Origin of the sequence: Sphingopyxis sp. PAMC25046, from assembly GCF_004795895.1 — a bacterium.
Taxonomy (GTDB): domain Bacteria; phylum Pseudomonadota; class Alphaproteobacteria; order Sphingomonadales; family Sphingomonadaceae; genus Sphingopyxis.
This window is the reverse complement of record NZ_CP039250.1, coordinates 4,083,168-4,107,798: the sequence shown is the minus strand read 5'-3', so window position 1 is coordinate 4,107,798 and position 24,631 is coordinate 4,083,168. Positions and strand designations below refer to the sequence as shown.

The window sequence follows — 24,631 nt, the reverse complement described above, 5'->3', positions numbered from 1 at the left end:
CCATTTGCCCCGCAGCGCGGCGCCGCTATGCACGCCGCATGACCCAAGCCGCTTTCCCCGACCTGCGCCTGCGCCGCACCCGCCGCACCGGCTGGAGCCGCGCGATGGTGCGCGAAACGCATCTTTCGCCCGCGAACCTCATCTGGCCGCTCTTCGTCTGCGACGGCGCGGGCAGCGAGGAACCGGTTGCGAGCCTGCCCGGCGTGTCGCGCTGGTCGGTCGACCTGCTCGTCGAACGCGCGAAAGACGCGGTCGCCGCGGGCATCCCGTGCCTCGCGCTCTTTCCCTATACGCAGGCGGAGCGGCGCCGCGCGGATGGCGGCGAGGCGCTCAATCCCGATAACCTCATGTGCTGCGCCACCGCCGCGATCAAGCAGGCGCTCGGCGACGAGATCGGCATACTCACCGACGTCGCGCTCGACCCCTACACCAGCCACGGGCAGGACGGGCTGATCGACGATAAGGGCTATGTCCTCAACGACGAGACGGTCGAAGTGCTGGTCGGGCAGGCGCTCAACCAGGCGCGCGCGGGCGCCGACATCATCGCGCCCAGCGACATGATGGACGGCCGCATCGGCAGGGTCCGGCAGGCGCTCGAGGCCGAAGGCTTCGGCCATGTCCAGATCATGAGCTATGCCGCCAAATATGCCTCGGCCTTCTATGGCCCGTTCCGCGATGCGGTCGGCTCGCGCGGGCTCTTGAAGGGCGACAAGAAGACGTACCAGATGGACCCCGCGAACAGCGAGGAAGCCTTGCGCGAAGTCGCGCAGGACCTCGCCGAAGGCGCCGACAGCGTGATGGTGAAACCGGGGCTGCCCTATCTCGACATCGTCCGCGCGGTGAAGGACAATTTCGCGGTGCCGGTCTACGCCTATCAGGTGTCGGGCGAATATGCGATGATCGAGGCTTCGGCGGCTGCCGGCGCGGGCGACCGCGACGCGCTCGTCCTCGAAACCCTGCTCGCCTTCCGCCGTGCCGGCGCCTCGGGCGTGCTCAGCTATCACGCGCTCCATGCCGCGAGACTGCTCGGCGCATGATCGAGACCGAACGGCTCGTGCTGCGTGCTCCGGGCGCGGAGGACCTGCCGTGGATACGCGCCGAGATGAATAGCGAAGCGGTGATGCGCCACCTCGGCGTAACGCGTAGCGACGAACAGGCGGGGGGGCAGGGCTATGCGACCGAGGCGGCGCGCGCGGCGCTGGGCTATGGCTTCGCGGCGTCTCATTGTGCGGCCATCTTCGGTCAAACCAGCGATTCGAATATCGGATCGACCCGTATGATGCCGCGGCTTGGCTTCGAGCGCCTCCCCGCGCTCGATTATTTCGATCCCGATTATCCGGTCGAGGACAATCCGACCACCGTGTGGCGCATTGCGCGCAAGGCGTGGGGTGGGCGTGCATGACGGGGCTCGCGATCGATACCGACCGGCTGCGGATGCGCGGTTGGCGCGATGAAGACATCGTGCCTTTCCAGCGGATATGCAGCGATCCCGAGGTCATGGCGACGCTCGGCCCGCCGCTCGATATCGATGCCACCGCGGCGCGGATCGCATGGATGCGCGAGCATGAAGCCGTATATGGTCATTGCTTCTGGGCGCTCGAACGCCGCGAGGATGCGCGGCTGATCGGCTGGTGCGGCGTGATCCGCGGCAACATGGGTCCGGTGGCGGACAAGGTCGAGATCGGCTGGCGGCTCGCGCGCGATTGCTGGGGCGCGGGTTTCGCGAGCGAGGCGGCCTGCGGCGCGGCGGCGTGGAGCTTCGCCAATCTGCCCGACGATGAAATCCGGGCGATCACATGGCAGGGCAATGTCCGCAGCCGCGCGGTGATGGAACGGCTCGGCATGCGATATCGCGCCGACCTCGACTTCGATCATCCCAAACTGGCCGAAGGCGACCGCTTGCGCCCGCATGTCACCTATTCGCTGCCGCGTTCGAACTGGAAAACCGCATGACCGTCGCCCCATCGCCGCGCCGCTGGCTGTTCGTGCTGACGATCCTTGTCGGCAGCTTCCTCCTCTTCCTCGTCCAGCCGATGGTCGCGCGGATGGTGCTGCCCAAGCTCGGCGGCGCCCCGGCGGTGTGGAACAGCGCGATGCTCGTCTATCAGGCGCTGCTGCTGGGCGGCTACGCTTATGCGCACTGGCTCGGCCGCTTTACCGTGCGGCGACAGGCGATCATCCATCTCGCGCTTTTCCTCGTCGCCGCGCTGTGGCTTCCGATCGGTATCGCGCAAATCGCACCGCCCGGACCGGGGCAAGAGGCGCTTTGGGTGCCCTTGCTCCTGCTTGCGTCGATCGGACCCGTCTTCTTCGTCGTCTCGGCGCAGGCGCCGCTGATGCAGCGCTGGTTCGCTGCCGATTCCCAGGCGGGCGACCCCTATTATCTTTACGCCGCATCGAACCTCGGCAGCTTTGCGGGCCTGATCAGCTACCCCGCGCTGGTCGAGCCGGCGATGCCGCTCGCGGTGCAAAGCTGGGGCTGGACCGCGGGATATGCGCTGCTTGTCCTGCTCGTCTTGGGCGCGGCGGCGGCGCGCTGGCACGGCGGCGCCGAAGCGCAGGTCGATGGCGCAGACGAGCCCGTACCGACCTGGCGCCGCCAGCTCCACTGGTTGCTGATCGCCGCGGTGCCGTCGGGGCTGATGCTGTCGACGACGACGCATCTCACCACCGACATCGTCGCGATGCCCTTGCTCTGGGTGCTACCGCTCGGCCTCTATCTCTTGAGCTTCGTCATCGCCTTTTCGAGCCTGCAGCGCGTAACGCAGATCATCACTTTGCTCGCCCCGGTCGTGCTGCTCGCGGTCGGCGGGCTCGGGCTCTTGAGCTCGGGCGGCGGGTCGATGATGGTCGCGCTCGCCAGCCTCGCGATGCTCTTCGCCGTCGCGGTCGCGCTCCACGGCTATCTCTATCATCTCCGGCCGGACGCGCGGCATCTGACGCTGTTCTATCTGATCATGTCGGCGGGCGGGGTGCTCGGCGGGCTGTTCGCGGCGCTGTTCGCGCCGCTGATCTTCGACTGGGTTTATGAACATCCGCTCCTGATCCTCGCCGCCGCGATGCTGCTGCCGCTGCCCGCGCTTCTCCCGTGGGACAAATGGCTGGGACTCGAGGACAAGACCGCGCGCGCCCTCGCAGTGCTGCTCGTCGCGATCGCCGCCTTTGCGGCGTGGCACATGGTCGAGGACTGGACCGGGCGGCTCGACGAGGCGGTGACCGTCTGGGGCATCGCGATCTTCGTCATCGGCATGCTCGTGATCGGCTGGCGCTGGGCCTACGTCTCCGTGCTCGCGCTGTTGATGATCGGCGTCGGGGGCTGGGACACGATCCAGGAAAGCTTCACCGGCGCGCGCGTGCGCAGCTATTTCGGCGTCTATACCGTCACCGACTATCCCCAATCGAACCAGCGGCGCCTCGCACACGGGACGACGCTCCACGGGCTCCAGCGCACCGACGCCGCGCACCGGCGCGACCCGACGACCTATTATGGGCCGCAATCGGGGGTCGGCCTGACTTTGGGCAAGGCAGAGGCGCTCGCGGGCCCCGGCGCGTCGGTCGGCATCGTCGGACTGGGGGCGGGGACGCTCGCTTGCTACCGGAAGCCCGGGCAGGACTGGACGATCTTCGAGATCGACCCGGTGATGGTCGACATCGCGCGCGATCCCGCCAAATTCACCTTCCTTTCGGACTGCGCGCCCGACACACCGATCGTCATCGGCGACGCGCGGCTCCGGATCGCCGAGCAGCCCGCGGGCCACTTCGACATCATCGTCATCGACGCCTTTTCGTCGGATGCGATCCCGCTCCATCTGCTGACGAAGGAAGCGATCGGCATCTATGCGCGCGCGCTGAAACCCGACGGCATCCTGCTCATCCATATCTCGAACCGCTTCTTCGGGCTCGAACCGGTGCTCGCGGCGGAGGCGAAGGCGCGCGGCTGGATCGCGGCGATCCGTATGGATCCCGGGCCGATCGGTGACGAATATGGCGACCTCACCGGATCGAACTGGGTCGCGCTGACCGCGACACCGGATCGGATGCGGCAATTGACCGGCGGCATCCGCCCGCGCAAGGATAGCTACGACGACGGGGCTTGGGTTACGCTCGAGGCGCGCAACGGTTTCACCCGCTGGACCGACGATTATGCCTCGACGCTGCCGGTCCTGATCTGGAAGAATCTTATCGGAGGCCGCGACGAATGACATATCGGGACGTCAGCATCATCACGGTGAACGGCAAGACGCCGAAGATCGACCCCAGCGCCTTCATCGCGCCCGGCTGCCGGATCATCGGCGACGTGACGATCGGCGCGGACGTCAGCATCTGGTATAATTGCGTGCTGCGCGCCGACGTCAGCCGCATCGTCGTCGGCGCGCGATCGAATATCCAGGACGGCAGCGTCGTCCATTGCGACGGCCCGATGCCGCATCACCCCGAAGGCTTTCCGACGATCATCGGCGAGGATGTGCTGATCGGCCATCTCGCGATGGTGCACGGCTGCACGCTGGCGGATCGGGCTTTCGTCGGCCTGAAAGCGACGGTGATGAACGGGTGCCGGATCGGCAGCGACGCGATGCTCGCCGCGGGCGCGCTGCTCACCGAGAACAAGGAAATTCCGGATCGCGAACTCTGGGCCGGATCGCCCGCGCGCCGCGTGCGCGAAATCGGCGATGCCCAGGCCGCGGGCATGCAGCTCGGCGTCGCGCATTATGTGATGAACGGCCGCATGCACAAGGCGGCGGTGGAGGGGTAAGCTGATATCCCCTCCCGCAGGCGGGAGGGGAGAAAACTCAGCTGAAATTCACCATTGCATAGAGCATCGGGATCGACAGCAAGGTGTTGGTCCGCGAAAAGATCATCGCGGTCCGCGCCGCCTTCGCCTTGGCCGCGTCGTCGGCCTCGACGATCCCCAGCGCCTTTTTCTGGTTCGGCCAGATCAGGAACCAGACGTTGAACGCCATGATCAGCCCCAGCCACATGCCGACCCCGATCAGCCGGTAAGGTTCCTGCAGCCCCAGCGCGGGCGCCAGATATTTGGCGTGTCCCGCGATGCCGACCCCCAGCAAGACGGTCAGCAGCGCTGCCCAGCGGAACCAGAAGAGCGCGGCGGGCGCGATATGCTTGCCGACGGCGGGTTTCAATTCGGCCGGAATCTTGGGCATCGTCGGCATCTGGACGAAGTTGAAATAGTAAAGCAGGCCGATCCACAGCACGCCGAAGAAAGTGTGCAGCCAGCGCATGATCGCGTTGCCTGCGGCGACCCCATCCTCGAAATTCTGGCCGTTGAGGCACAGCATCAGGATGATCGCAAGCACCAGCCCGGTGCCCAGTACAGCGTGCAGATTTCCGAAAAATTTGTCCATGGCAGTTCCCCCTCCTCATATCGGCGCCGTGCGACCCGGTGCCTGTGCGCCGATATGCCAGCGACGGGGGACGCGCTCAAGCTTGTTGGAAGCGGGGCCTAGATCAACCCCGCCAGCGGGCTCGACGGATCGGCATATTTGCGAAGCCCCATGCGCCCCGCCAGATAAGCGTCGCGTCCTGCCTCGACCGCGCGCTTCATCGCGCGCGCCATCAGAATCGGGTCTTTCGCCTCGGCGATCGCGGTGTTCATCAGCACCCCGTCGCAGCCGAGCTCCATCGCGACCGCGGCATCGCTCGCGGTGCCGACGCCGGCATCGACGAGCACGGGCACCGACGCGCCCTCGACGATCAGGCGGATCGTCACGCGGTTCTGGATGCCGAGCCCCGACCCGATCGGCGCGCCAAGCGGCATGATCGCGACCGCGCCCGCATCTTCGAGCTGTTTCGCGGCGATCGGATCGTCGACGCAGTAAACCATGGGCAGGAAGCCCTCCTTCGCGAGCACCTCGGTCGCCTCGAGCGTTTCGCGCATGTTGGGATAGAGCGTCTTCGCTTCGCCGAGCACCTCGAGCTTGACGAGATTCCATCCCCCCGCCTCGCGTGCAAGGCGCAGCGTGCGGATCGCATCGTCGGCGTTGAAGCACCCCGCGGTGTTGGGGAGATAAGTGACCTTCTTGGGATCGATATAGTCGGTGAGCATCGGCGCGGCCGGATCGGACACATTGACGCGGCGCACCGCGACGGTGACAATCTCGGCCCCCGACGCTTCGACCGCCGCGGCATTTTGCTCGAAATCCTTGTATTTGCCGGTGCCGACGATCAGCCGCGACGTGAAGGTTCGGCCGGCAACGGTCCACTTGTCGGTTTTGGTCACGCTCAATCCTTGTTTTGTACGATGTTCGCGATGTCGCCGAGCGGATCGCGTACGAAAAATCGACGGACACCCCATGGTTCGTCGCGCAGGGCGTAGACGATCTCATGGCCCGCCGCGACCGCACGCGCATACACGGCGTCGACATCGTCGACGCCGACCGAATAGGCGGGGCGCAGTCCCGACGGGTCTTCCGCAATGACGCTGATCTGCGCCATCGGCTGTATGGCCGAGCGATAGGTGGTGATGAAGTCCATCGTCATCGCCGTTTCCAGCCCGAGCACATCGTTAAAGAAGCCGTGCCCTGTCTGCGGATCGTCCGCGTAGCGATTGGCGACTATCCGCGCGACCGGCATCAACCGCCTCCCACGAAATGAACGATTTCGAGCGCATCGCCCTCGGCCAGCGCGACGTCGGCGAGCGTCGAGCGCGGCACGATGTCGCGATTGCGCTCCACCGCCACTTTCTTCACATCGAGTCCCAGCGACGCGACGAGGTCGGCGATGCTGCCTTCGCGCACCTGCCGGGGTTCGCCGTTGAGGATGACCGAAATCACGTCAATTCGCCTCGCTTTGCCTTTTGCCGAGCAGCCCATATAGGGGGAGCCCGCAACGCCGCAACCGAAAGGCCGTGCCTTGGCTGAACTTCCGACCGTCTTTGTCCTCTCCGGCCCCAATCTCAACCTGCTCGGCACGCGCGAGCCCGAAATCTATGGCCACGATACGCTCAACGACATTCACGCGCGGCTGGAGGCGCAGGCGGAGGGGTTGGGGATCAGGCTGGAATGCCGGCAGACGAACCATGAGGGCGTGCTGATCGACTGGCTGCACGAAGCCTATGTGGCGGGTGCCAAGGCCATTTTGCTCAACGCGGGGGGCTATACGCATACCTCGATCGCGATCCACGACGCGATAAAGTCGATCAAGGTGCCCGTGATCGAGGTCCATTTGTCGGACCCGATGCAGCGCGAGGCCTTTCGTCACATCAGCTATGTCGGCATGGCGGCGGCCCAGCATTTTGCGGGGCATGGCGCGAACAGCTATACGCTGGCGCTGGACGCCGCCGCGCGTCTCTGACAATAGGGCGCATCAAAAATCGGGGTCCGGGCGTTGCGATAGCGACGCTGCAACAACAGGAAAATTCTCATGGGTGACCATAAAGACAATGGCATCAACATCGATCCGGCGTTCGTTCGCGCGCTCGCCGAGCTGCTCGACGACACGCAGCTCAGCGAAATCGAGGTCGAGGACGGCGACCGCAAGGTGCGCGTTGCGCGCACGCTGACCGCCGCCGCGGCACCTGTGGCCTTCGCCCCCGCCCCGGTGGCCGCGCCCGCCGCAGCCCCCGCCGCTCCGGCGGCCGCCGCTGCGGCAGCGGCGCCCGCCGCCGACAATTTCGCCGACGCGGTGAAATCGCCGATGGTCGGCACCGTCTATCTCGCGCCCGAACCCGGCGCCCCCAATTTCGCGGCCGTCGGTTCGGCGGTGAAGCCCGGCGACACGATCCTGATCATCGAAGCGATGAAGGTCATGAACCCGATCACCGCGACCGCGTCGGGCACGCTCAAGGCCGTGCATGTCGAGAACAGCCAGCCGGTCGAGTTCGACCAGCCGCTGTTCACCATCGGATAAAATCAGCCCATGGCTATCGAGAAACTGCTGATCGCCAACCGCGGCGAGATCGCGCTGCGCATCCACCGCGCGTGCCACGAAATGGGCATCAAGACGGTCGCGGTCCATTCGACCGCCGACACCGATGCGATGCACGTCCGCCTCGCCGACGAAGCCGTCTGCATCGGCCCGCCCGCCGCGAAGGACAGCTATCTCAACATTCCCGCGATCATCGCGGCCGCCGAAATCACCGGCGCCGACGCGATCCATCCGGGTTATGGCTTCCTGTCGGAAAACGAGCGTTTCGCCGAGATTATCGAAGCGCATAATATGGTCTTCGTCGGGCCGAAGCCCGAGCATATCCGCACGATGGGCGACAAGGTCGAGGCCAAGCGCACCGCGGTCGCACTGGGGCTTCCTGTGGTTCCGGGTTCGCCGGGTGCGGTGACCTTTGGCGAGGAGACCAAGAAGCTCGCCAAGGAGATCGGTTATCCGGTGCTGATCAAGGCCGCCTCGGGCGGCGGCGGGCGCGGCATGAAGGTCGTCCCCGATGAGGACAGCCTCGAAAGCCTGATGGGTCAGGCTTCGTCCGAAGCGGCCGCTGCCTTCGGCGATCCGACCGTTTACATGGAAAAATATCTCGGCAACCCGCGCCACATCGAATTTCAGGTGTTCGGCGACGGCAAGGGCAATGCGATCCATTTGGGCGAACGCGACTGCTCGCTCCAGCGGCGGCACCAGAAGGTGCTCGAAGAAGCGCCTTCGCCGATCATCTCGGCCGACGAGCGCGCGCGCATGGGCAAGGTCTGCGCCGACGCGATGGCGGCGATGGGCTATCGCGGCGCCGGCACGATCGAGTTCCTGTGGGAAAATGGCGAATTCTTCTTCATCGAGATGAACACGCGCATCCAGGTCGAACATCCGGTGACCGAGATGATCACCGGCTTCGACCTCGTGCGCGAACAGATCCGCATCGCGGGCGGCGCGGGACTGTCGGTCAAACAGGAAGATCTCGAATTTCGCGGCCATTCGATCGAATGCCGCATCAATGCCGAAGATCCGCGCACCTTCCTGCCCTCGCCGGGCAAGGTGACGAGCTATCACGCCGCGGGCGGCATGCATGTGCGCGTCGATAGCGGGCTTTACGCCGGCTATTCGATCCCCCCCTATTACGACAGCATGATCGGCAAGCTGATCGTCTATGGCCGCAGCCGCGAAAGCTGCATGATGCGGATGCGCCGCGCGCTCGAGGAAATGGTGATCGGCGGGGTCAAGACGAACATCCCGCTCCATCAGGCCTTGCTCGCCGACCCCGACGTCATCCACGGCGACTATACGATCAAGTGGCTCGAGGAATGGCTGGCGCGGCAGGATGAGGAGGCCGGGACCTGAACGCCCTCGCTGCTCATCTTTCGTCATGCCGGACTTGATCCGGCATCCATTCTGCACTGTGGCCATGGGCCCCGGATGAAGACCGGGGTGACGAAGCGGGCGATGCGCCAAGCTGTGCTGCGGCTCACTTTCGCTGGCTGCGCTTTTTGGCTATGGGCTTTGACTATGGCCAAAAACGCTCCCTTTTCCGCGCATCCCGCTGCGCTTCTCCTCCTCCCGCTGACCCTGTTTGCGGCTCCTGCCTTCGCGCAAACGGAGGTGAAGGAGGATTCGGTGATCCTCCAGCCCGACAAGGTGAAGGACGACGCGCCCGTCGTCGCGGTGCGGATCGACATGCCGAACTGGACCGAGGAAAACGCCACCGCGCTGCTGAGCTTCATCGAAAAGGTCGGCGACGAGGGCCTGTTCGCCAAGGATTATTATCCCGACGGCCTCGCCGCCGCGATCCTCGCCGATGATCAGGCGGCGCTCGACAAGGCCGCGACCGATCGCTTCCTGCTGCTCGCCACGCACCTTCGCGACGGCCGGACGCCCAATGCCGCGCGCAAGCAGTGGTTCATGACCGACAGCGACGGCGACAGCGAGCCCCTGCTGTCGCTGCTGACCGCCGCGCTCGGCGCCGGAACGGTGCACGAAACGCTCGCCAGCCTCGACCCTGTCCATCCCGATTTCGCGGTGCTCAAGGCGTCACTCAAGACGGCGAAGACGCCCGCCGAAGCCAATGCGATCCGCGTCAATATGGAACGCTGGCGCTGGATGCCGCGCAGCCTCGGCGAGCGCTATGTCGTCAGCAACGTCCCCGAATATGTGACGCGCGTCGTCCACGGCGGCACGACCATCGCGACGCACAAGGCCGTCGTCGGCAAGAGTTCGACCCCGACGCCGCAGCTAAATCCGATGGCGACCGGCATCATCGTCAACCCGACCTGGACGCTGCCGCGCAGCATCATCAACGAAGGTATCGGCGCCACGATTGCGCGCAACCCGGCTTCGGCACGCGCGCAGGGCTATACCTGGACGGGCAGCGGCAAGACGCTGTCGGTGGTGCAGCAGCCGGGCGCGAACAATGCGCTGGGCGTGATGAAGATGGAAATGCTCAACGAGCATGCGATCTACCTCCACGACACCCCCTCGAAGGGCGCGTTCAACGCCGCCGCGCGCGCGTTCAGCCACGGGTGCATCCGCACCGAGCGCGCGCTGCACTTCTCGGGCCTGATGGCCGTGATGTTTGCGGGCAAGAGCCCCGAGGAATTCGGCGAGGCGATCGCGAGCGGCAAGACGACGCGCTTCGGCTTCGACCAGCCCTTTCCCGTCTATGTCGCTTATTGGACGATGGTTCCCGACGGCAAGGGCGGCGTGAAGAAGCTCGCCGATATCTATGGCCGCGACGCGCCCGTGGTGGCGAGCTTCGCCAAGCCCGGCCGCCCGACCGCGACGATCATCGAGCCCGAACCGCCGCCGGTCGTCCCGACGATCCCCACCGCCGCGCGCGTCACGACGCCGGCGACGAGCGGGATTTATTGAGCGGGGTCAGCTAGCGACCGGGAGCAGCCCCTCTTACATCGTCACCCCGGACTTGATCCGGGGTCCAAGACGTCAGCGCTGCGATGGATCCCGGATCAAGTCCGGGATGACGAAGGAGAGGAAGCGGAGGTCCCCTTCCACCCCTAAGCCGGCATTCGCCGCTTAATCCGCCGTCGTCGGCAGCGTCCCGCTGAACGTGCTCGCACGCCGCAAATTCTCGGTTCCCGGTAACGGGTCGGTGGGCGGCAACTGGAACGGCGTCGGCATCGGCGGATGCGCGCTCAGCCGGTCGGCGAAGAGTAGCCGCCCGGGGCCGAGCTTGTAGAGGATCATCGGCAGCAGCTCCTCGCCGAAGACGAAGCAGCCTTCGCTGCGCCCGAGCTTGCCCTGCGTCGCGATCAGCGCCGGTTCGGCGTACCAGGCGCCGTGCACGACGATCGCGCGCTGGTCGGCGGTATAATTGTCGGGCTCCAGCCCCGCGAGGCGCATCGACGATCCGTTCGCGCCCCAATAATAGTCGCTGGTGCGATAGGCGCCGCGCGACGTCGCAAGGCTGCCGACGCGGCTCGAAAAGCTCTTGAGCCAGCCGTCGTGCTGCGGATCCGATCCGCGCCCGTGCGTCACCGGGAACATGTCGATCTTGCCCGCGACCATGTCGACGAGCGCGAAACGCGGGCGCGAGGAGGGCAGGCCGAAATCGACGACCCCGACGCGGTCGGTCTGCGGGATATTGCGCGCCTGCATCGCAAGCTGCTTCTTTGCGACAGCGAGATAGTCGACTGGCGGCGGCAGGGGCGCCACCGGCTGCTGGACCCAGTTCGGAAGCTGCGCGCGCGTCGGAACGGCGGCCAGCGCCCCCGCTCCCGCGAGCCCGGCGAGCAGCCTTCTGCGATCGATCAATTCATTCACTTGCAACCCAACCCCGCATTGGCCGCCTTTGGCGGTCCCTCGACTTCGCATAAGTCGTGTGTCGGCCGCGAAAGGCAAGCTGGTGGTTCCCCTTCATGCGGGAAGATGTGCCATATATGCCATGAATAGCGCGTTTACGCCGCGGTAAGGCTGCGTTAGGACGCCATCGCATGAAAGCAACCATCTGGCACAACCCCGCATGCGGCACCTCGCGCAAGACGCTGGCGATTCTCGAAGAGACGCCGGGCGTCGAAGTCACCGTCGTCGAATATCTCAAAAATCCCTATAGCGCCGACAAGCTGCGCCAGCTCTTCGCCGACGCCGGCCTCGCCGCGCGCGACGCGCTGCGTCTGCGCGGCACCGACGCCGAGGAGCGCGGGCTGAAGGATGCGGGCGAGGACGACCTCATCGCCGCGATGGCCGCGAACCCCGCCTATGTCGAACGCCCGATCGTCGAGACCGGCAAGGGCGTCCGCCTGTGCCGCCCGCAGGATGTGGTGCACGACATTCTATAAAGAAAGCGCCGGCAAGCTCAGGGGCATTGTATGCCGGTGCTGCCGGCGGGCACGCAGACAAGATACACCCCGTCGTCGCCGCGCCGTAAGGTCAGGCGCGTTTTTCTATCCTGAAGAAAAGCGTGTCCAAAATACCGCACGGTGATGACGCGCGGAAGCCGTGGGCCGCGCAGGACTCGCGTAACATGGAACCTCGCGGTCATCCAGCCGTGGCCGAGCAGGTCGTCCGGGTCGTTCGTCGACTCATAATCGAACAGATTCTCGAGCCGCCCCGACACTTCGATATAGGGCGAATCGGCCGCCGGCTCCTTGGCGGCGGCGGCGCCGAAAAACAGTGTTCCCATCAATATTACCGAATGGCTCGCCCGCATTTCGCCTCCCGCGCTTTGCGACTGGCCGCATCCTATTGCACGGCCACGCGTCTGCCTAGCCCGCCGCGATCCGCCCGCCCGCGACGCGAAAGCGTGTAGCGGGGCCGGGCATATCGTCGAACAACGCCGCCTCGGTCCCGGTGAGCCACGCCTGGCCACCTTGCCCCGCGAGCCGATCGTAAAGCGCGGCGCGGCGCAGGGGGTCGAGATGTGCGGCCACCTCGTCGAGCAACAGGATCGGACGCCTCTCTCTGGCGCGCGCGACGCAGTCGCTGTGCGCGAGGACGAGCGAGAGCAGCATCGCCTTTTGCTCGCCGGTCGAGCAGCGCGCCGCCGCGCGGCCGGTCGCGGCATGGACGGCGTCGAGATCGTCGCGGTGCGGCCCGGCGGTCGCGCGCCCCGCCGCGGCGTCGATCCGCCTGCGCGACGCGAACAGCGCCTTCAGCGCATCGGGCTCGTACGGCGCGGCGCGCGCCTTGCCGTCGCTGTCGACGAGCGTCAGCAGCGGGCGGGCGAAGGGCGCGTCGGGCTGGCCCGCGAGTTCGGCCGAAAGCCCCGCGAGCATCGCCTGCCGCGCGGCATCGATCGCCGCGCCATGCTCGGCGAGCTGCGCCTCGAGGCTGGCGAGCCATTGCCCGTCGGCGCCGGCAGGGTCGGCGAGCAGCTTGCCGCGCGCGCGCAGCGCGGCTTCATAGCGATTGCCGTGCTGCGCGTGGCGCGGGTCGAGCGCGAGTACGAGCCGGTCGAGGAAGCGCCGCCGGTTCCCCGCGGTCTCGACGAACAGCCGGTCCATCGCGGGGGTCAGCCACAGCACCGCCAGCCATTCGCCGAGCGCGGTCGCCGCGGCGGGCGCGCTGTTGATGCGCACGATCCGCCGCCCCGGCTGCGCAGGCTCCATTCCCGTCCCCAGCGCGACGGGGGGCAGGTCGGCGCCCGCCTGGACCTCGGCAAAGACGGCAAAGCCGCCGCCCGCTCCGTCACGCACCATGTCCGCCAGCGGCGCGCGGCGCAGCCCGCGTCCCGGCGCGAGCAGCGAGACCGCTTCCAATATATTGGTCTTGCCCGCGCCATTGTCGCCGTGCAGGGCGACGAGCCCCGGCCAAGCCGCCATGTCCGCGGCGGCATGATTGCGAAAATCGGTCAGCGATAGGCGGGTCAGCGTCATCCTTTTCCGCGCCTACCGCAGCGCTTCGGGCGACGCCAGCCCGTCGCGCCTCGGGCGTCCTCTAAAATTTTTCCGACGAACGGGAATTTTTGCCACCTTGGCGCATTTTTCGCGCTGAAATAAAATTTCTGGAACCGAAAAACCGCGCTTAACCGCCAATGAATGAAATTGGCACGGTCCCTGCAACACTTCCGGCATCCACCGGACGGTCCGGATGGAAGGTTCAAGGAAGGAAAATGTCATGGCCCATTTCAACGTCGAATCGTTCAAGAGCTACGCGATCGCTGGTGTTGCCTCGCTCTACTGCTCGCTGATGTTCCTCGCCGCTGTCGGCCCGAACGCTGCGCAATTCGGCGGGCTGGTCGCCTGACCAGTCGCCCCACCCCCAAAACGCCGGCCCAAAGGCCGGGATCGAAAGGAAAGAAATGAACCAGGGTTTTCGCAAGAATCGCCGTAACGGGATGATCTTCGGCGTCTGCGCCGGGATGGCGGACCAGTTCGGCTTCGATGTCTTGTGGACGCGCATCGCCTTTGTCGCCCTGACGCTCTTGGGCTTCGGCCTGCCTCTGCTGCTGTACCTCGCCGTCGCGATCCTCGCGCCATAGGGCAGCCCGGGCCGGACGCTTTCGAAGCGCACAGTCGCACCGGCCCGCACATTCCCAAAAAGACCAAGGGCTCACCGGCCGGACCGGTGGGCCCTTTTCATTTGGAGCCTGTCCCTTCAGGACTGACTCTAGGCCGCCCAATCCTCGAGCAGATAGCGCGCGATCGCCAGCGACGGCGGCGCCATGAAGGGCGCGCCCATGTCTCCGCCAAGCGCCGCGCGCACCTCGGCGCGGTCGACCCACATCGCCGCCTCGATCTCGGTCGTGTCGAGCGTCAGCGCCGGATCCTTCGCCACCGCGCGGCATCCGATCATCAGCGACGAGGGGAAGGGCCAGGGCTGGCTCGCCACATAAGAGACGTCCGAAACATGGATGCCCGCCTCCTCGAACAATTCGCGCGCGACCGCCTCTTCCAGCGATTCGCCGGGTTCTACGAAGCCCGCGAGCGCCGAGAAAAAGCCCGGCGGAAAGCCGCCCTGCCGCCCGATGAGGACGCGGTCCTCAAATTCGGCGAGCATGATCACCACCGGGTCGACGCGCGGGAAATGCTCGGCGTTGCAGCCGCCGCAGCGCCGCCCCCAGCCGCCGCGGAACAGGTCGGTCGGCGATCCGCACACCGCGCAGAAACGGTGCCGCGCGTGCCAGTCGACAAGGCTGCGCGCGCCGCCATAGAGCGCGGCCTCTTCGGTCGACAGCAATGGCAGCAAACGCATCACCGTGCGCGAACGCGCATCGATACGTCCGCCCGCCGCTTCGCGCACGAAGCGCGGCGCGCCGGTATCGTCGATCCCGAGCAGCATCAGCGCGCGGTCATCTGCGGGGTCGAGCGGCTCCCACAACAGTCCGCCGCTCGCCCCCGGGACGAAATCGATCCCGTCGAGCGTCAGGCAGGTCGCGCGCGGATCTGCCGTCGCGGCGGCGAAGGCCTCGGCGTTGGTACGGAGCTGGTCGGCGCGGTCGAGCCGCGCGCCGGTAAAACCGAGCGGCAAGGGCATCAGGCCGCCACATCCTTGAAGAAGGTTTCGCCGAACTTCCCCTGGAACGACACCGCGTCGGGCGGCATGATCTGCGTATAGCCCGCGGCGCGATAGCCGAGCCCGCGGTGGACGAAACCGATCGTTCCCGCGGCGCCCGCCCAGCCGAAAATGCCTTCGCCGCCGGGCGAGGTCGGCAGCGACACGCGCCCGCCGGCGCCGAACCCCTCGCCGTCGATGAAGGTCCCTTTGCGGTCGACGCTGTCGTCGATCAGGTTCGACATCGCCAGCCGCGCGGTTTCCGCCTTCATTACGCGCACCCCGCCCGTCGCGCCTTCGCCCAGCAGCATCGCGAGGAAGCGGTCGTAGTCGCGCGCGCTCGACACGAGCCCGCCGCCGCCGAACGGATAGGGCGGGGGATCGAGATAGATCGAACTCGCGGCGGGGTCGAAGGGGATGAGCGCACCGCCGAACGGCGCATAATTGCTCGTGAAACGCCCGACGTCCTCGGCCTTCACCATGAACCCCGTGCTCGACATGCCGAGCGGGCCGAACAGCCGCGCTTTCAGAAAAGCGTCGAACGCCTGTCCCGACACGACCTCGATCAGCCGCCCCATCAGGTCGAGGCCGATCGAATAGCTCCATTTCGTCCCCGGTTCATAGACCAGCGGCAGCTCGGCGAGCCGGTCGGCCATGACGGCGAGGCTCGGCGCCGGCGTCACCTCGGCGAAACCGGGGATCGGCAGGCGGCTCGCCTGGCCGCCGACGATGCCCGCGCGGTCATAGGCCGCCTTGATCGGCCCCTTCTGGATGATGTTGTAGCCGAGCCCCGCGGTATGGGTGAGCAATTGCCGCACCGTGATCGGGCCCCTCGCCGGGCGCACGTCGGTGATCGAACCGTCGGGGGTGTTCTGGACCTTCATATTGGCGAAGGCGGGCAGGAAATCGGCGATCGGCTGGTCGAGCGTCATCTTGCCGTCCTCGATCAGCAGCATCGCCGCGATCCCGGTGACCGGCTTGGTCATCGAATAGAGCCGCCACAACGTGTCGGGACCGACCGGCGTCGGCAACCCGTTCGACTGCACCCCCGCGCCGATGAACACCGGCGCCTCCTGTCCCTTGCCGATCGCGGCGAGCGTGCCGGCGAGTTCGCGGCGGTCGACGAAGCCGTGGATGAACGCGCTGGTCCCGGGATAAAGCGCCGCGCCGTCGGCGCGCCACGCGAGCGCGACGCGCGGCAGCAGCGCGCCCGCGCCCGCCAGCGCCATTCCGCCCATCAACGCGCGGCGCGAAACCATCATGTTCATACATCCCTCTCCAGCATCTTGTCGGTCAGCTTGCGATAGAGCGTCGGCAGTCCGGCGGCGTCAAGCTCCGCGATCGGCCACCATATGCCTTCCGCTGCGGCATCCGGCGCTTCGGCGGAGGCTTTGGGCGGCGCGTCGCGGCGCACCAGCGCCAGCGTCAGGTCGAAATGGGTGAAACCATGGTCGACGCGGACGATTCCCGACTCGGGTGGCGGTTCGTCCGACCAGTCGCCGCCGGGCAGCGCGCGCATTCCGCCCAGCATTCCCTTGTCGGGCCGCCGAACGAGCCAGATCGCGCCGTCGCGCTCGATCCACCAGGCCAGCCCGTGGCGATGCGGCTTCGCCTTCTTCGGCGGCTTGACCGGCAGGAGCTCGATGTCGAGCCGACCGCGCGCGCGGCAATCGGCCATCACCGGGCAGATCGCGCAGGCAGGCGAGCGCGGTGTACAGACGGTCGCGCCAAGATCCATCAGCGCCTGCGCAAAATCGCCCGGGCGGCTTGGGGGAACCAGCGGCGTCAGCGCGACGCGAATCTCGCGCTTCGCCGTCGGCAGCGGGGTTGTGATCAGCCGGTGGCGCGCGATCACGCGCTCGATATTGGCATCGACGACGACCGCCGGTCGCCCAAAGGCGATCGCCGCGACCGCCGCGGCGGTATAGTCGCCGACCCCCGGCAGCGCGCGCAACCCCGCCTCGCTATCGGGAAAAATCCCGCCATGATCGGCGACGACGGCGCGCGCGCAAGCGAGCAAATTGCGCGCGCGGGCATAATAACCGAGCCCCGCCCACGCCGCCATGACGTCGGCGTCGTCGGCGGCGGCGAGGTCGGCGACCGTCGGCCAGCGCGCCGTGAAGCGCGCGAAATAGCCCGCGACCGCGGCGACGGTCGTCTGCTGCAGCATCACCTCGGCGAGCCAGACGCGATAAGGATCGGGGCTCTCCGCACTTCCCGGTGCGATCCGCCACGGCAGGATGCGCGCCGACCGGTCGTACCAGCCGAGCAGGCGGCTCGAAAAGTTCATCGGCTCTATTGCGGCGGTCATACTGAGCCCCTCCCCTTCAGGAGTGTCGGGCCGGTCGGTCCCCCGGACCGACCTGAAACGTCCGGGGGACGTTTCACCCGGCACTGGGTTGGGGTGGGGGCCATCGGCCTTGCGTGGGGCCCACGGCCCCCACCCGCTACAACTAGGCAGCAAGCTGCCAAGTCTCGCTGCCCTCCCCTGAAGGGGAGGGGTGATTCCGTGTTGGAAGTCTGGACGCTCACCCCCCGCCTATGGCATGGCCTCCGGCATGACGAAAGAGACGGGAGACGGCACGCCCGCCAAAAAGGCGAAGGGGAAGGGCGGAGCGAAAGGCGGTGTGAAAACCGCCAAGGCCTCTGCGCGTCCCTACGAACGCCCGCGCGGCGGCGAGGCACGCGCGATTTCCGACCTCGTCCCCGAAATCGGCCGCACCGCCTTTCGCAAATTCGGCTTCGTCCAGTCGTCGGTGGTCAGCCGCTGGCGCGAGATCGTCGGCGACCGGCTCGCCGACGTCACCCAGCCCGCGATGATCCGCTTTTCCGCCGGGCAGAAAGCGGGCGGCACGCTCCACCTGACGATCAGCGGCGCGCACGCGCCGATGCTCCAGCATGTCGCGCCCGACATCATCGCAGCGGTCAACCGCTTCTTCGGCTATGCCGCGATCGCCGCCGTCCGCATGACGCACGGCCAGGTCACCCCCGCCGCGTCCGTTCAGCCGCCGGCAATGCTCAAACCCGTACCCGCCGAACTGGGGGACAGCCTCCGCGACATCGGCGATCCGGAACTCAGGACCGTGCTCGAACGCATGGCCGCCGGTCTCGCGGCGCCGCCCAGGCTTCCGAAAATCAGTTAGGGCCACGATCATGTCCGTTTTTGACGACCCGCTTCTCGATCGCCGCACGGCGGTACTCGCGCTCTCGGGTGCGGCGCTCGGCCTGATTGCGGCGGCGCCCGCCAAATCCGCTACATGGGCGCAGAGCGTCACGACCAGCCCGATCGGCGCCTTCGTCGTCGGCAACCCTGCGGCCAAGGTCCGGCTCGTCGAATATTTCAGCTACACCTGCCACATCTGCGCCGATTTCGCGAAGGCGGGCTCGCTGCCGCTCAAGACGGGCTATATCGACAGCGGGCTCGTGCTGTTCGAATATCGCAATCTCGTCCGCGACCCGGTCGACATGACCGCGGCGCTGCTGGCGCGCGTCGGCGGCGCGAACGCTTTCGCCGGCAATCATCAGGCGATCTTCGCCGCCTTCCCGGCGACGATCGCCAAGGTCCAGAACGCCACCGAAGCGCAGAAAAAGAGCTGGTTCGAAGGCACCACGGCCGAACGCGCGCGGAAGATCGCGGCCGGCACCGGCCTTTTCGCCTTGATGCGCGCGCGCGGCTATACGCAGGCGCAGCTCGAAGCCGCACTCGATAGCGGGGTTGCGCAGGCAGAGCTCACCGGCATGACCAACATCGGGCTCAATGCCGACCGGGTCGAGGGCACGCCCAGCTTCTTCGTCAACGGCCGCAACGCCGAAGTCACCGCTTGGCCCGCGCTCAAATCGAAACTCGACCTCGCGCTCAAGGCCTCTTAAAAGCCCTGAATTCGCCCCTTTGTGGAGAAAGAAAGATCATGACCCTGCTGCGTACCGTCCTCCTGACCTCGATGGGCGCGCTCGCCCTTGCCGCGTGCGGCGAAAGCAAGACCGATCCCGCCAAGGAGCAGGAGGTGGTCGCAAAGGTCGCGCCGCCCGCCGGCAAAACTTGGTCGCAGGTCGTGCGCGTCGATGGCGACGGCGTCGTGATGGGCAACCCCGACGCGCCGATCAAGCTGGAGGAATTCGGCGCCTTTACCTGCGGCCACTGCGCGAAATTCACGCAGGATGCACATGAAGAGCTGAAGCGCGACTTCGTCGACACCGGCCGGGTATCGTACAAGCTGACGCCGTTCATGCTCCACCCGGTCGACGCGATCGCCGGTGCGATCGTCAAATGCACCGGACCCGAGCGTTTCTTCCCGCTCGCCGATGCGACTTTCATCGAGCATGAAGCCTTCATCGCGGGCGCGTCGAAGCCGCAACCGGGGATCGAGGAAGCGATGAAGCTGCCGCCGGCGCAGCGCTTCACCGCGCTGGCGAAGGGCTGGGGAATCGACCAATTCTACCAGCAGCGCGGCGTCCCCGCCGCGACGATCCAGCAGTGCCTCGGCAAGGTCGAAAATGTCGAGGCGATCGAAAAGGGCACCAACGCCGGGGTCGAAAAATATCAGATCACCGGCACGCCGACCTTCGTCATCAACGGCCAGGTCGCCGAAGGCATCGCATCATGGGGGCCGCTCCGCGACCGCTTGCGCACGATGGGCGCGCGCTGACGCTGAAATGAGCGAGGGGCAGGCAAATCCTGCCCCTTGCGACTCCCCCCGCCACGCGGCATGACGGCTTCATGGGGGATCTGTGACACCAAGGTTGCAACAGCTCCGATTCGATGAGCTGCCCGGGGACATCCCGTGCAGATAAAACGGCTGCGCCTTACCGGTTTCAAATCTTTCGTCGAACCCACCGAACTCCGCATCGAACCCGGGCTGACCGGCGTCGTTGGCCCCAACGGCTGTGGCAAATCGAACCTGCTCGAGGCGATTCGCTGGGTGATGGGCGAATCTTCGCCCAAATCGATGCGCGGCGGGGGAATGGAGGATGTCATCTTCGCCGGCACCTCGTCGCGGCCGGCGCGCGACTTTGCCGAGGTCGCGCTCCATTGCGATACCGAGGGGGCGCTCGTCGCGGGCCTGTCGGATGGCGCCGATGGCGACGATCTCGAGGTCATCCGCCGTATCGAGCGCGGCGCGGGGTCGGCCTATCGCGCCAACGGCCGCGACGTGCGCGCAAAGGACGTCGCGCTGATCTTCGCCGACGCCGCGACCGGCGCGCACAGCCCCGCGCTCGTCAGTCAGGGCAAGATTGCCAACGTCATCGCCGCAAAGCCGACCGACCGCCGCGCGATGCTCGAGGAAGCGGCCGGCATCGCGGGGCTCCACGTGCGCCGCAAGGACGCCGAGCAGAAATTGCGCGCGACCGAGACCAATCTCACGCGCCTCTCCGAAATCGTCGCCGATATGGAAGTGCGCGCGAACGCGCTTCGGCGGCAAGCGCGCGCGGCGGAGAAATACAAGAAGCTCTCCGACGACATTCGCATCGCCGAGGGACGGCTGATTTACGCGCGCTGGCGCGACGCCGCCGAAGCCGCCGATCAGGCGCGCCGCGACGCCGACGCCGCCGAGGCGGCGGTGAAGGCGGCGCAGGACGAACTCGAAACCATATCGAAAGCACAGACCGAGGTCGCGACCCGCGTCGCCGCGGCGCGCGGCGATGCGCAGACGCAGCGCGACGCGCTCGCCGAGGCGACCGCGACGCAAGTGCGGCTTCAGGGCGAGGAGCGCGCCGCGCTCCAGCGGCTCGAGGATCTCGCGGCGCAGCAGCGGCGCATCGCCGACGACCGCGCGCACGAAGGCGAACTCGCGCGCGAAGCGCATGCTGCGCTGACCGCGCTCGACGCCGAAACCAAAAAGCTTGCACAGGAGATCGCCGGACACGACGCGGGCAAGGCCGCGCTCGCCGACGCCAGCCTCGCGGCGCAGGCGCGCCTCCGCGATGCCGAGGTCGCGCTCGCGCAGGCGCGCGCAAAGGCCGCGAGCGAGGCCGCCGACCGGCGCATTGCCCTGTCCGCGCGCGATAGCGCCGAAGCTGCCGTGCGCCGCGTCGCGCAGGACAAGGCGCGTGTCGACGCCGAGGTCGCGGCGCTCGGCGACAGCGCTGCGCTCGCCGCGACGCATGCCGACAGCGTCAAGGCCGCCGAAGCCGCCGAAGCCGCGATCACTGCTGCCGAAACCTCCTTGCAAAACGCCGAAGCCGACCGCGAAGCGACCGCCGCCGATCTCGCGGGCGTCGAGGCAGGGCTCGCCGAGGCGCGCGCCGCGCTCGCCGCACTCGAAGGCGAGGCGACGACGCTCGAACGCGCGCTCGCCGCCGCGCGCAGCGACGAAGATCGCATCCTCGACAAATTGCGCGTCGCGCCGGGGTATGAAGCCGCGCTCGCCGCCGCGCTCGGCGACGATCTCGACGCCGGAACCGACCGCGGCGCCGCGCGCAGCTGGGGCGACGCCGATGCGGCGAAGGACGATCCCGCGCTGCCCGCCGGCACCACGCCGCTCGCCCAATATGTAAAAGCGCCCGCCGCGCTCGCGCGCCGCCTCGCACAAGTCGCGGTGGCCGATGCCGACGGCGGCCAACCGCTCGCGGTCGGCCAGCGGCTCGTCACCCTCGATGGCATGATGCGCCGCTGGGACGGCTTCGTCACGCGCGGCGACGGCGCGACCGCGACCGAGCGGTTGCAACGCCAGAACCGCCTCGACGCGCTCGCGGCGCAGCGGCCGCAGGTCGAGCTCGGGGTGCAGGAATTGCGCGACCGCCGCGACGCCGCCGCCGCCAAGGCCGCCACCCTCGCCGAAGCCGCCGCCACCGCGCGCAAGAGCCTCGCGCAGGCTGACGAGGCGCGCCGCACCGCGCTGCGCGCCGCCGACCAGGCGCAGGCCGCGCTCGATCGTCATCGCGACGCCGCCGCGCTGTTCGATCGCCGGCTTGCCGAGATCGCGGAAGCGGGACAGGAAGCCGCCGAGACGCTCGCCACGCAAGAGGCCGCGCTTGCCGCGCTCCCCGACGAGCGGCTGGCCCGCGCCGCGCTCGACGCCGAGGAGGCGGCGACCGAGCGCGCGCGCGCCGACGCGGGCACGGCGCGCGATGCGCTCGCGGCGCACGAACGCACGCTCGCGAGCCTCAGCGAACGCCAGGCGGTCGTCAGCGCCGAGATCAAGAGCTGGAAGGCGCGCGCGGGCGAGGCCGCGCGCCGCGTCACCGAAATGGACAAGCGCGCCGAGGCCCTCGCCGCCGAAGCCGCCAAGCTAGCCGACGCGCCTGCGAAGCTCGCCGAACAGCGCGCCGAAGCCGAAGCCCGGCAAACCGCGCTGCGCGACAAGGTCGCCGCCGCCGAGGCCCAGGAACGCGCCGCCGAAGCCGCGCTGCGCGAAGCCGAAACCGCGCTGAACGCGATCCGCGAGCGCGTCGCCGCCGCGCGCGAAACGCGCGCGGGCGCCGTCGCGCGCTCCGAAAATGCCGAACTCCGCCGGATCGAGATGGGCCGTCTCTCGGGCGAGCGTTTCGAATGCCCGCCGCCGCTCCTCCCGCAAAAGGCGGGGTTCGAGAGCGCGAGCGTCGGCGACGCCAATGCCGAATCGGCGCAGCACGACCGGCTCGTTGCCGATCGCGAGCGATTGGGGCCGGTCAACCTCGTCGCCGCCGACGAACTGGTCGAACTCGACACCGAACGCGAAAAGAGCGCCGCCGAGATCGAGGAGCTGACGCAGGCGGTGAACCGGCTACGCGGCTCGATCGGCAGCCTCAACCGCGAGGGCCGCGCGCGGCTGCTCGCGGCGTTCGAGGCGGTGAACAGCCATTTCCAGCGCCTTTTCACCACTCTGTTCAACGGCGGGCAGGCGCATCTCGAACTCGTCGATTCGGACGATCCCTTGGAGGCCGGGCTCGAAATCATGGCGCAGCCGCCGGGCAAGCGGCTCGGCACGCTGACCCTGCTCTCGGGCGGCGAACAGGCGCTCACCGCCGTCGCGCTGATCTTCGGCCTCTTCCTCACCAACCCAGCGCCGATCTGCGTCCTCGACGAAGTCGACGCGCCGCTCGACGACGCGAATATCGAACGCTTCTGCGATCTCCTCGACCGCATGGCGCGCGAAACCAACACGCGCTACCTGATCGTCACCCATAACGCGGTGACGATGGCGCGCATGCACCGCCTGTTCGGGGTGACGATGGTCGAGCGCGGCGTCTCGCGCCTCGTCTCGGTCGACCTCGGCGGCGCCGAGGAACTGCTCGCGGCGGAGTAGCTAAGGGATCATCCTTGATTGAATCGTCATCCCGGCGAAAGCCGGGATCTCACCGGTGCGTCAGGCCGAGAGGACGAGATCCCGCCCTTCGCCGGGATGACGAGGTAAAGGAAGGCGAAGCTTTACTCTAGGCGCTCTGCCTCACGGCGCCATCCCCACCACCAGCATCGCGGCGAACACCAGCAGCCCGGCAAAGCGATTGCTCCGGAATTTCGCCAGCGCGTCCTCGCCGTTCGCGGGGTCGAGCGTCACCACCTGTCCGGTCAGATGCAGCCCTGCGGGCAGCAGCGCGGCGAGCGCCAGCGGATCGGGGCGCACCGCCCAAAGCGCGCCGCCCCAGCACGCGAGCGCCGCAGCATAGCACATCGCGACCCCGCCCTTCACATGATCGCCCATCGCGCGCGCGCTCGACTTCACGCCCACCAGCATATCGTCCTCGATATCCTGCAGCGCATAAATGGTATCATAGCCGATCACCCACGCGATGCAGCCGGCATAGAGGAGGGGGAGCGCGAGCCCCTGCTGCCCGCCGACCGCGACCCACGCGACGAGCGCGCCCCAGCTGAACACCAGTCCGAGCCACGCCTGCGGCCACCAGGTAATGCGTTTCATGAAGGGATAGCCCGCGACGAGGATCAGGCTCGCGAGCGCGACGATCTGCGCCGGGCGCGGCAGCTGGAGCAGCACGAGCAGGCCGACCAGCGACAGGGCGATCGTCCACAGCGACGCGCCCCGCACTGAAACCGCGCCGCTCGCGACCGGCCGCGACGCGGTGCGCGCGACTCTGGCGTCGAGATCGCGGTCGACGATGTCATTATAGACGCAGCCCGCACCGCGCATCGCGATCGCGCCGAGCAACAACCAGAGGAAAAGCGGCCAGTGGCTGACCGCACCGCCGCCGAGTGCGATGGCCCAGGCGCATGGCCAGTAAAGCAGCCACCAGCCGATCGGCCGGTCAAAGCGCGCGAGAAGCGCATAGGGCCGCGCCGCGGCGGGGAGCAGCGCAATGAAACCGCGAAGCTGGCTGTCGGGAGGATGGGTGGCCGTCATCGATGCCCGGGCGATAG

General features: G+C 67.6%; 27 protein-coding genes. 16 read left to right on the top strand and 11 right to left on the bottom strand.

All coding sequences use genetic code 11. From position 1 onward, the window contains the following. The first annotated feature begins 38 nt into the window (after positions 1-38). The 5 genes from hemB to E5675_RS19300 are packed head-to-tail and all read left to right on the top strand — an operon-like array spanning position 39 to position 4,753. A complete protein-coding gene (hemB, locus tag E5675_RS19320; RefSeq protein WP_136175931.1) occupies positions 39-1,037 on the top strand; it encodes a porphobilinogen synthase in 999 nt (332 codons plus the stop codon). Further along, positions 1,034-1,402 carry a GNAT family N-acetyltransferase gene (locus E5675_RS19315; protein ID WP_136175930.1) on the top strand — a complete coding sequence of 123 codons (369 nt, stop codon included), beginning with the start codon at positions 1,034-1,036 and terminating at the stop codon, positions 1,400-1,402. The genes hemB and E5675_RS19315 overlap by 4 nt, the downstream gene beginning before the upstream one ends. Then, a complete protein-coding gene (locus E5675_RS19310; protein ID WP_136175929.1) occupies positions 1,399-1,953 on the top strand; it encodes a GNAT family N-acetyltransferase in 555 nt (184 codons plus the stop codon). Before E5675_RS19315 ends, E5675_RS19310 begins: the two co-directional genes overlap by 4 nt. Next, positions 1,950-4,202 carry a fused MFS/spermidine synthase gene (locus tag E5675_RS19305; RefSeq protein WP_136175928.1) on the top strand — a complete coding sequence of 751 codons (2,253 nt, stop codon included), beginning with the start codon at positions 1,950-1,952 and terminating at the stop codon, positions 4,200-4,202. The genes E5675_RS19310 and E5675_RS19305 overlap by 4 nt, the downstream gene beginning before the upstream one ends. Then, positions 4,199-4,753 (top strand): gamma carbonic anhydrase family protein, encoded by a 555-nt coding sequence (locus tag E5675_RS19300; RefSeq protein ID WP_136175927.1) that lies wholly within the window; start codon positions 4,199-4,201, stop codon positions 4,751-4,753. The genes E5675_RS19305 and E5675_RS19300 overlap by 4 nt, the downstream gene beginning before the upstream one ends. Before the next feature lie 37 nt (positions 4,754-4,790). Here the strand turns inward: E5675_RS19300 and E5675_RS19295 are convergent, their stop codons facing one another. From E5675_RS19295 to thiS, 4 genes are all read right to left on the bottom strand, one after another. Beyond that, complete coding sequence (locus E5675_RS19295) at positions 4,791-5,363, bottom strand: urate hydroxylase PuuD (protein ID WP_136175926.1); 573 nt, start codon at positions 5,361-5,363, stop codon at positions 4,791-4,793. A gap of 98 nt (positions 5,364-5,461) precedes the next feature. After that, a complete protein-coding gene (locus tag E5675_RS19290) occupies positions 5,462-6,244 on the bottom strand; it encodes a bifunctional sulfur carrier protein/thiazole synthase protein (RefSeq protein ID WP_136175925.1) in 783 nt (260 codons plus the stop codon). Beyond that, positions 6,241-6,591: a VOC family protein gene (locus E5675_RS19285; RefSeq protein ID WP_136175924.1), complete on the bottom strand. Its 351-nt coding sequence runs from the start codon at positions 6,589-6,591 to the stop codon at positions 6,241-6,243. The genes E5675_RS19290 and E5675_RS19285 overlap by 4 nt, the downstream gene beginning before the upstream one ends. Next, entirely contained in the window at positions 6,591-6,791 is a 201-nt protein-coding gene (gene thiS / locus E5675_RS19280; protein ID WP_037554934.1) for a sulfur carrier protein ThiS, read from the bottom strand. Before thiS ends, E5675_RS19285 begins: the two co-directional genes overlap by 1 nt. A gap of 79 nt (positions 6,792-6,870) precedes the next feature. On the opposite strand from thiS, the gene E5675_RS19275 reads away from it, so the two are divergent. The 4 genes from E5675_RS19275 (at position 6,871) to E5675_RS19260 (ending at position 10,761) form a co-directional block, all read left to right on the top strand. After that, positions 6,871-7,311 (top strand): type II 3-dehydroquinate dehydratase, encoded by a 441-nt coding sequence (locus E5675_RS19275; protein WP_136175923.1) that lies wholly within the window; start codon positions 6,871-6,873, stop codon positions 7,309-7,311. A gap of 69 nt (positions 7,312-7,380) precedes the next feature. Then, positions 7,381-7,866, top strand: a complete 486-nt coding sequence (gene accB, locus E5675_RS19270) for an acetyl-CoA carboxylase biotin carboxyl carrier protein (RefSeq protein WP_136175922.1) — start codon at positions 7,381-7,383, stop codon at positions 7,864-7,866. A 9-nt stretch (positions 7,867-7,875) separates the two neighbouring features. After that, a complete protein-coding gene (gene accC / locus E5675_RS19265; RefSeq protein ID WP_136175921.1) occupies positions 7,876-9,237 on the top strand; it encodes an acetyl-CoA carboxylase biotin carboxylase subunit in 1,362 nt (453 codons plus the stop codon). Between the two features lie 165 nt (positions 9,238-9,402). Then, a complete protein-coding gene (locus tag E5675_RS19260; RefSeq protein ID WP_168707936.1) occupies positions 9,403-10,761 on the top strand; it encodes a L,D-transpeptidase family protein in 1,359 nt (452 codons plus the stop codon). Positions 10,762-10,923: 162 nt separating this feature from the next. Here the strand turns inward: E5675_RS19260 and E5675_RS19255 are convergent, their stop codons facing one another. After that, complete coding sequence (locus tag E5675_RS19255; RefSeq protein WP_136175920.1) at positions 10,924-11,670, bottom strand: murein L,D-transpeptidase catalytic domain-containing protein; 747 nt, start codon at positions 11,668-11,670, stop codon at positions 10,924-10,926. Between the two features lie 170 nt (positions 11,671-11,840). On the opposite strand from E5675_RS19255, the gene arsC reads away from it, so the two are divergent. Further along, positions 11,841-12,185, top strand: a complete 345-nt coding sequence (gene arsC, locus E5675_RS19250; RefSeq protein WP_136175919.1) for an arsenate reductase (glutaredoxin) — start codon at positions 11,841-11,843, stop codon at positions 12,183-12,185. 17 nt (positions 12,186-12,202) lie between these two features. Here the strand turns inward: arsC and E5675_RS19245 are convergent, their stop codons facing one another. Then, the gene (locus E5675_RS19245) at positions 12,203-12,556 is read right to left on the bottom strand and encodes a hypothetical protein (protein ID WP_136175918.1); all 354 of its coding nucleotides are present in this window, start codon (positions 12,554-12,556) and stop codon (positions 12,203-12,205) included. A 55-nt stretch (positions 12,557-12,611) separates the two neighbouring features. Continuing rightward, positions 12,612-13,721, bottom strand: a complete 1,110-nt coding sequence (recF, locus tag E5675_RS19240; RefSeq protein WP_136175917.1) for a DNA replication/repair protein RecF — start codon at positions 13,719-13,721, stop codon at positions 12,612-12,614. Positions 13,722-13,962: 241 nt separating this feature from the next. Here recF and E5675_RS21945 point away from each other — a divergent pair, with 241 nt between their 5' ends. Both E5675_RS21945 and E5675_RS19235 read left to right on the top strand, forming a co-directional pair. Continuing rightward, a complete protein-coding gene (locus E5675_RS21945) occupies positions 13,963-14,091 on the top strand; it encodes a hypothetical protein (RefSeq protein WP_281727860.1) in 129 nt (42 codons plus the stop codon). Between the two features lie 55 nt (positions 14,092-14,146). Next, positions 14,147-14,326 carry a PspC domain-containing protein gene (locus E5675_RS19235; RefSeq protein ID WP_136175916.1) on the top strand — a complete coding sequence of 60 codons (180 nt, stop codon included), beginning with the start codon at positions 14,147-14,149 and terminating at the stop codon, positions 14,324-14,326. 128 nt (positions 14,327-14,454) lie between these two features. Here the strand turns inward: E5675_RS19235 and nudC are convergent, their stop codons facing one another. Genes nudC through E5675_RS19220 form a run of 3 tightly spaced genes read right to left on the bottom strand, consistent with a single transcriptional unit; the run spans position 14,455 to position 17,650 of the window. Continuing rightward, entirely contained in the window at positions 14,455-15,321 is an 867-nt protein-coding gene (nudC, locus tag E5675_RS19230) for an NAD(+) diphosphatase (protein ID WP_136175915.1), read from the bottom strand. Next, positions 15,321-16,601 (bottom strand): serine hydrolase domain-containing protein, encoded by a 1,281-nt coding sequence (locus tag E5675_RS19225; protein WP_348769812.1) that lies wholly within the window; start codon positions 16,599-16,601, stop codon positions 15,321-15,323. The genes nudC and E5675_RS19225 overlap by 1 nt, the downstream gene beginning before the upstream one ends. Before the next feature lie 2 nt (positions 16,602-16,603). After that, the gene (locus tag E5675_RS19220) at positions 16,604-17,650 is read right to left on the bottom strand and encodes an A/G-specific adenine glycosylase (RefSeq protein WP_247594691.1); all 1,047 of its coding nucleotides are present in this window, start codon (positions 17,648-17,650) and stop codon (positions 16,604-16,606) included. A 247-nt stretch (positions 17,651-17,897) separates the two neighbouring features. Here E5675_RS19220 and E5675_RS19210 point away from each other — a divergent pair, with 247 nt between their 5' ends. The 4 genes from E5675_RS19210 (at position 17,898) to smc (ending at position 23,564) form a co-directional block, all read left to right on the top strand. After that, positions 17,898-18,482, top strand: coding sequence for a DciA family protein (locus E5675_RS19210; protein ID WP_247594690.1), 585 nt, complete (start codon positions 17,898-17,900; stop codon positions 18,480-18,482). A gap of 10 nt (positions 18,483-18,492) precedes the next feature. Next, positions 18,493-19,209, top strand: a complete 717-nt coding sequence (locus tag E5675_RS19205) for a thioredoxin domain-containing protein (protein ID WP_136175911.1) — start codon at positions 18,493-18,495, stop codon at positions 19,207-19,209. Positions 19,210-19,247: 38 nt separating this feature from the next. Continuing rightward, positions 19,248-19,985, top strand: a complete 738-nt coding sequence (locus E5675_RS19200) for a thioredoxin domain-containing protein (protein ID WP_247594689.1) — start codon at positions 19,248-19,250, stop codon at positions 19,983-19,985. 135 nt (positions 19,986-20,120) lie between these two features. After that, entirely contained in the window at positions 20,121-23,564 is a 3,444-nt protein-coding gene (gene smc, locus E5675_RS19195) for a chromosome segregation protein SMC (protein ID WP_136175910.1), read from the top strand. Between the two features lie 141 nt (positions 23,565-23,705). On the opposite strand, the gene ubiA is transcribed toward smc, so the two are convergent. Then, entirely contained in the window at positions 23,706-24,614 is a 909-nt protein-coding gene (ubiA, locus tag E5675_RS19190) for a 4-hydroxybenzoate octaprenyltransferase (RefSeq protein ID WP_136175909.1), read from the bottom strand. Positions 24,615-24,631: the final 17 nt, after the last annotated feature.

Excerpts from the sequence above, each read along its gene's own strand:
- hemB (WP_136175931.1), top strand. The coding sequence starts at position 39 with ATGACCCAAGCCGCTTTCCCCGACCTGCGCCTGCGCCGCACCCGCCGC.
- E5675_RS19315 (WP_136175930.1), top strand. The coding sequence starts at position 1,034 with ATGATCGAGACCGAACGGCTCGTGCTGCGTGCTCCGGGCGCGGAGGAC.
- E5675_RS19310 (WP_136175929.1), top strand. The coding sequence starts at position 1,399 with ATGACGGGGCTCGCGATCGATACCGACCGGCTGCGGATGCGCGGTTGG.
- E5675_RS19305 (WP_136175928.1), top strand. The coding sequence starts at position 1,950 with ATGACCGTCGCCCCATCGCCGCGCCGCTGGCTGTTCGTGCTGACGATC.
- E5675_RS19300 (WP_136175927.1), top strand. The coding sequence starts at position 4,199 with ATGACATATCGGGACGTCAGCATCATCACGGTGAACGGCAAGACGCCG.
- E5675_RS19295 (WP_136175926.1), bottom strand. The coding sequence starts at position 5,363 with ATGGACAAATTTTTCGGAAATCTGCACGCTGTACTGGGCACCGGGCTG.
- E5675_RS19285 (WP_136175924.1), bottom strand. The coding sequence starts at position 6,591 with ATGCCGGTCGCGCGGATAGTCGCCAATCGCTACGCGGACGATCCGCAG.
- accB (WP_136175922.1), top strand. The coding sequence starts at position 7,381 with ATGGGTGACCATAAAGACAATGGCATCAACATCGATCCGGCGTTCGTT.
- accC (WP_136175921.1), top strand. The coding sequence starts at position 7,876 with ATGGCTATCGAGAAACTGCTGATCGCCAACCGCGGCGAGATCGCGCTG.
- E5675_RS19260 (WP_168707936.1), top strand. The coding sequence starts at position 9,403 with ATGGCCAAAAACGCTCCCTTTTCCGCGCATCCCGCTGCGCTTCTCCTC.
- arsC (WP_136175919.1), top strand. The coding sequence starts at position 11,841 with ATGAAAGCAACCATCTGGCACAACCCCGCATGCGGCACCTCGCGCAAG.
- E5675_RS19245 (WP_136175918.1), bottom strand. The coding sequence starts at position 12,556 with ATGCGGGCGAGCCATTCGGTAATATTGATGGGAACACTGTTTTTCGGC.
- recF (WP_136175917.1), bottom strand. The coding sequence starts at position 13,721 with ATGACGCTGACCCGCCTATCGCTGACCGATTTTCGCAATCATGCCGCC.
- E5675_RS21945 (WP_281727860.1), top strand. The coding sequence starts at position 13,963 with ATGGCCCATTTCAACGTCGAATCGTTCAAGAGCTACGCGATCGCTGGT.
- E5675_RS19235 (WP_136175916.1), top strand. The coding sequence starts at position 14,147 with ATGAACCAGGGTTTTCGCAAGAATCGCCGTAACGGGATGATCTTCGGC.
- nudC (WP_136175915.1), bottom strand. The coding sequence starts at position 15,321 with ATGCCCTTGCCGCTCGGTTTTACCGGCGCGCGGCTCGACCGCGCCGAC.
- E5675_RS19225 (WP_348769812.1), bottom strand. The coding sequence starts at position 16,601 with ATGATGGTTTCGCGCCGCGCGTTGATGGGCGGAATGGCGCTGGCGGGC.
- E5675_RS19220 (WP_247594691.1), bottom strand. The coding sequence starts at position 17,650 with ATGACCGCCGCAATAGAGCCGATGAACTTTTCGAGCCGCCTGCTCGGC.
- E5675_RS19210 (WP_247594690.1), top strand. The coding sequence starts at position 17,898 with ATGACGAAAGAGACGGGAGACGGCACGCCCGCCAAAAAGGCGAAGGGG.
- E5675_RS19205 (WP_136175911.1), top strand. The coding sequence starts at position 18,493 with ATGTCCGTTTTTGACGACCCGCTTCTCGATCGCCGCACGGCGGTACTC.
- E5675_RS19200 (WP_247594689.1), top strand. The coding sequence starts at position 19,248 with ATGACCCTGCTGCGTACCGTCCTCCTGACCTCGATGGGCGCGCTCGCC.
- ubiA (WP_136175909.1), bottom strand. The coding sequence starts at position 24,614 with ATGACGGCCACCCATCCTCCCGACAGCCAGCTTCGCGGTTTCATTGCG.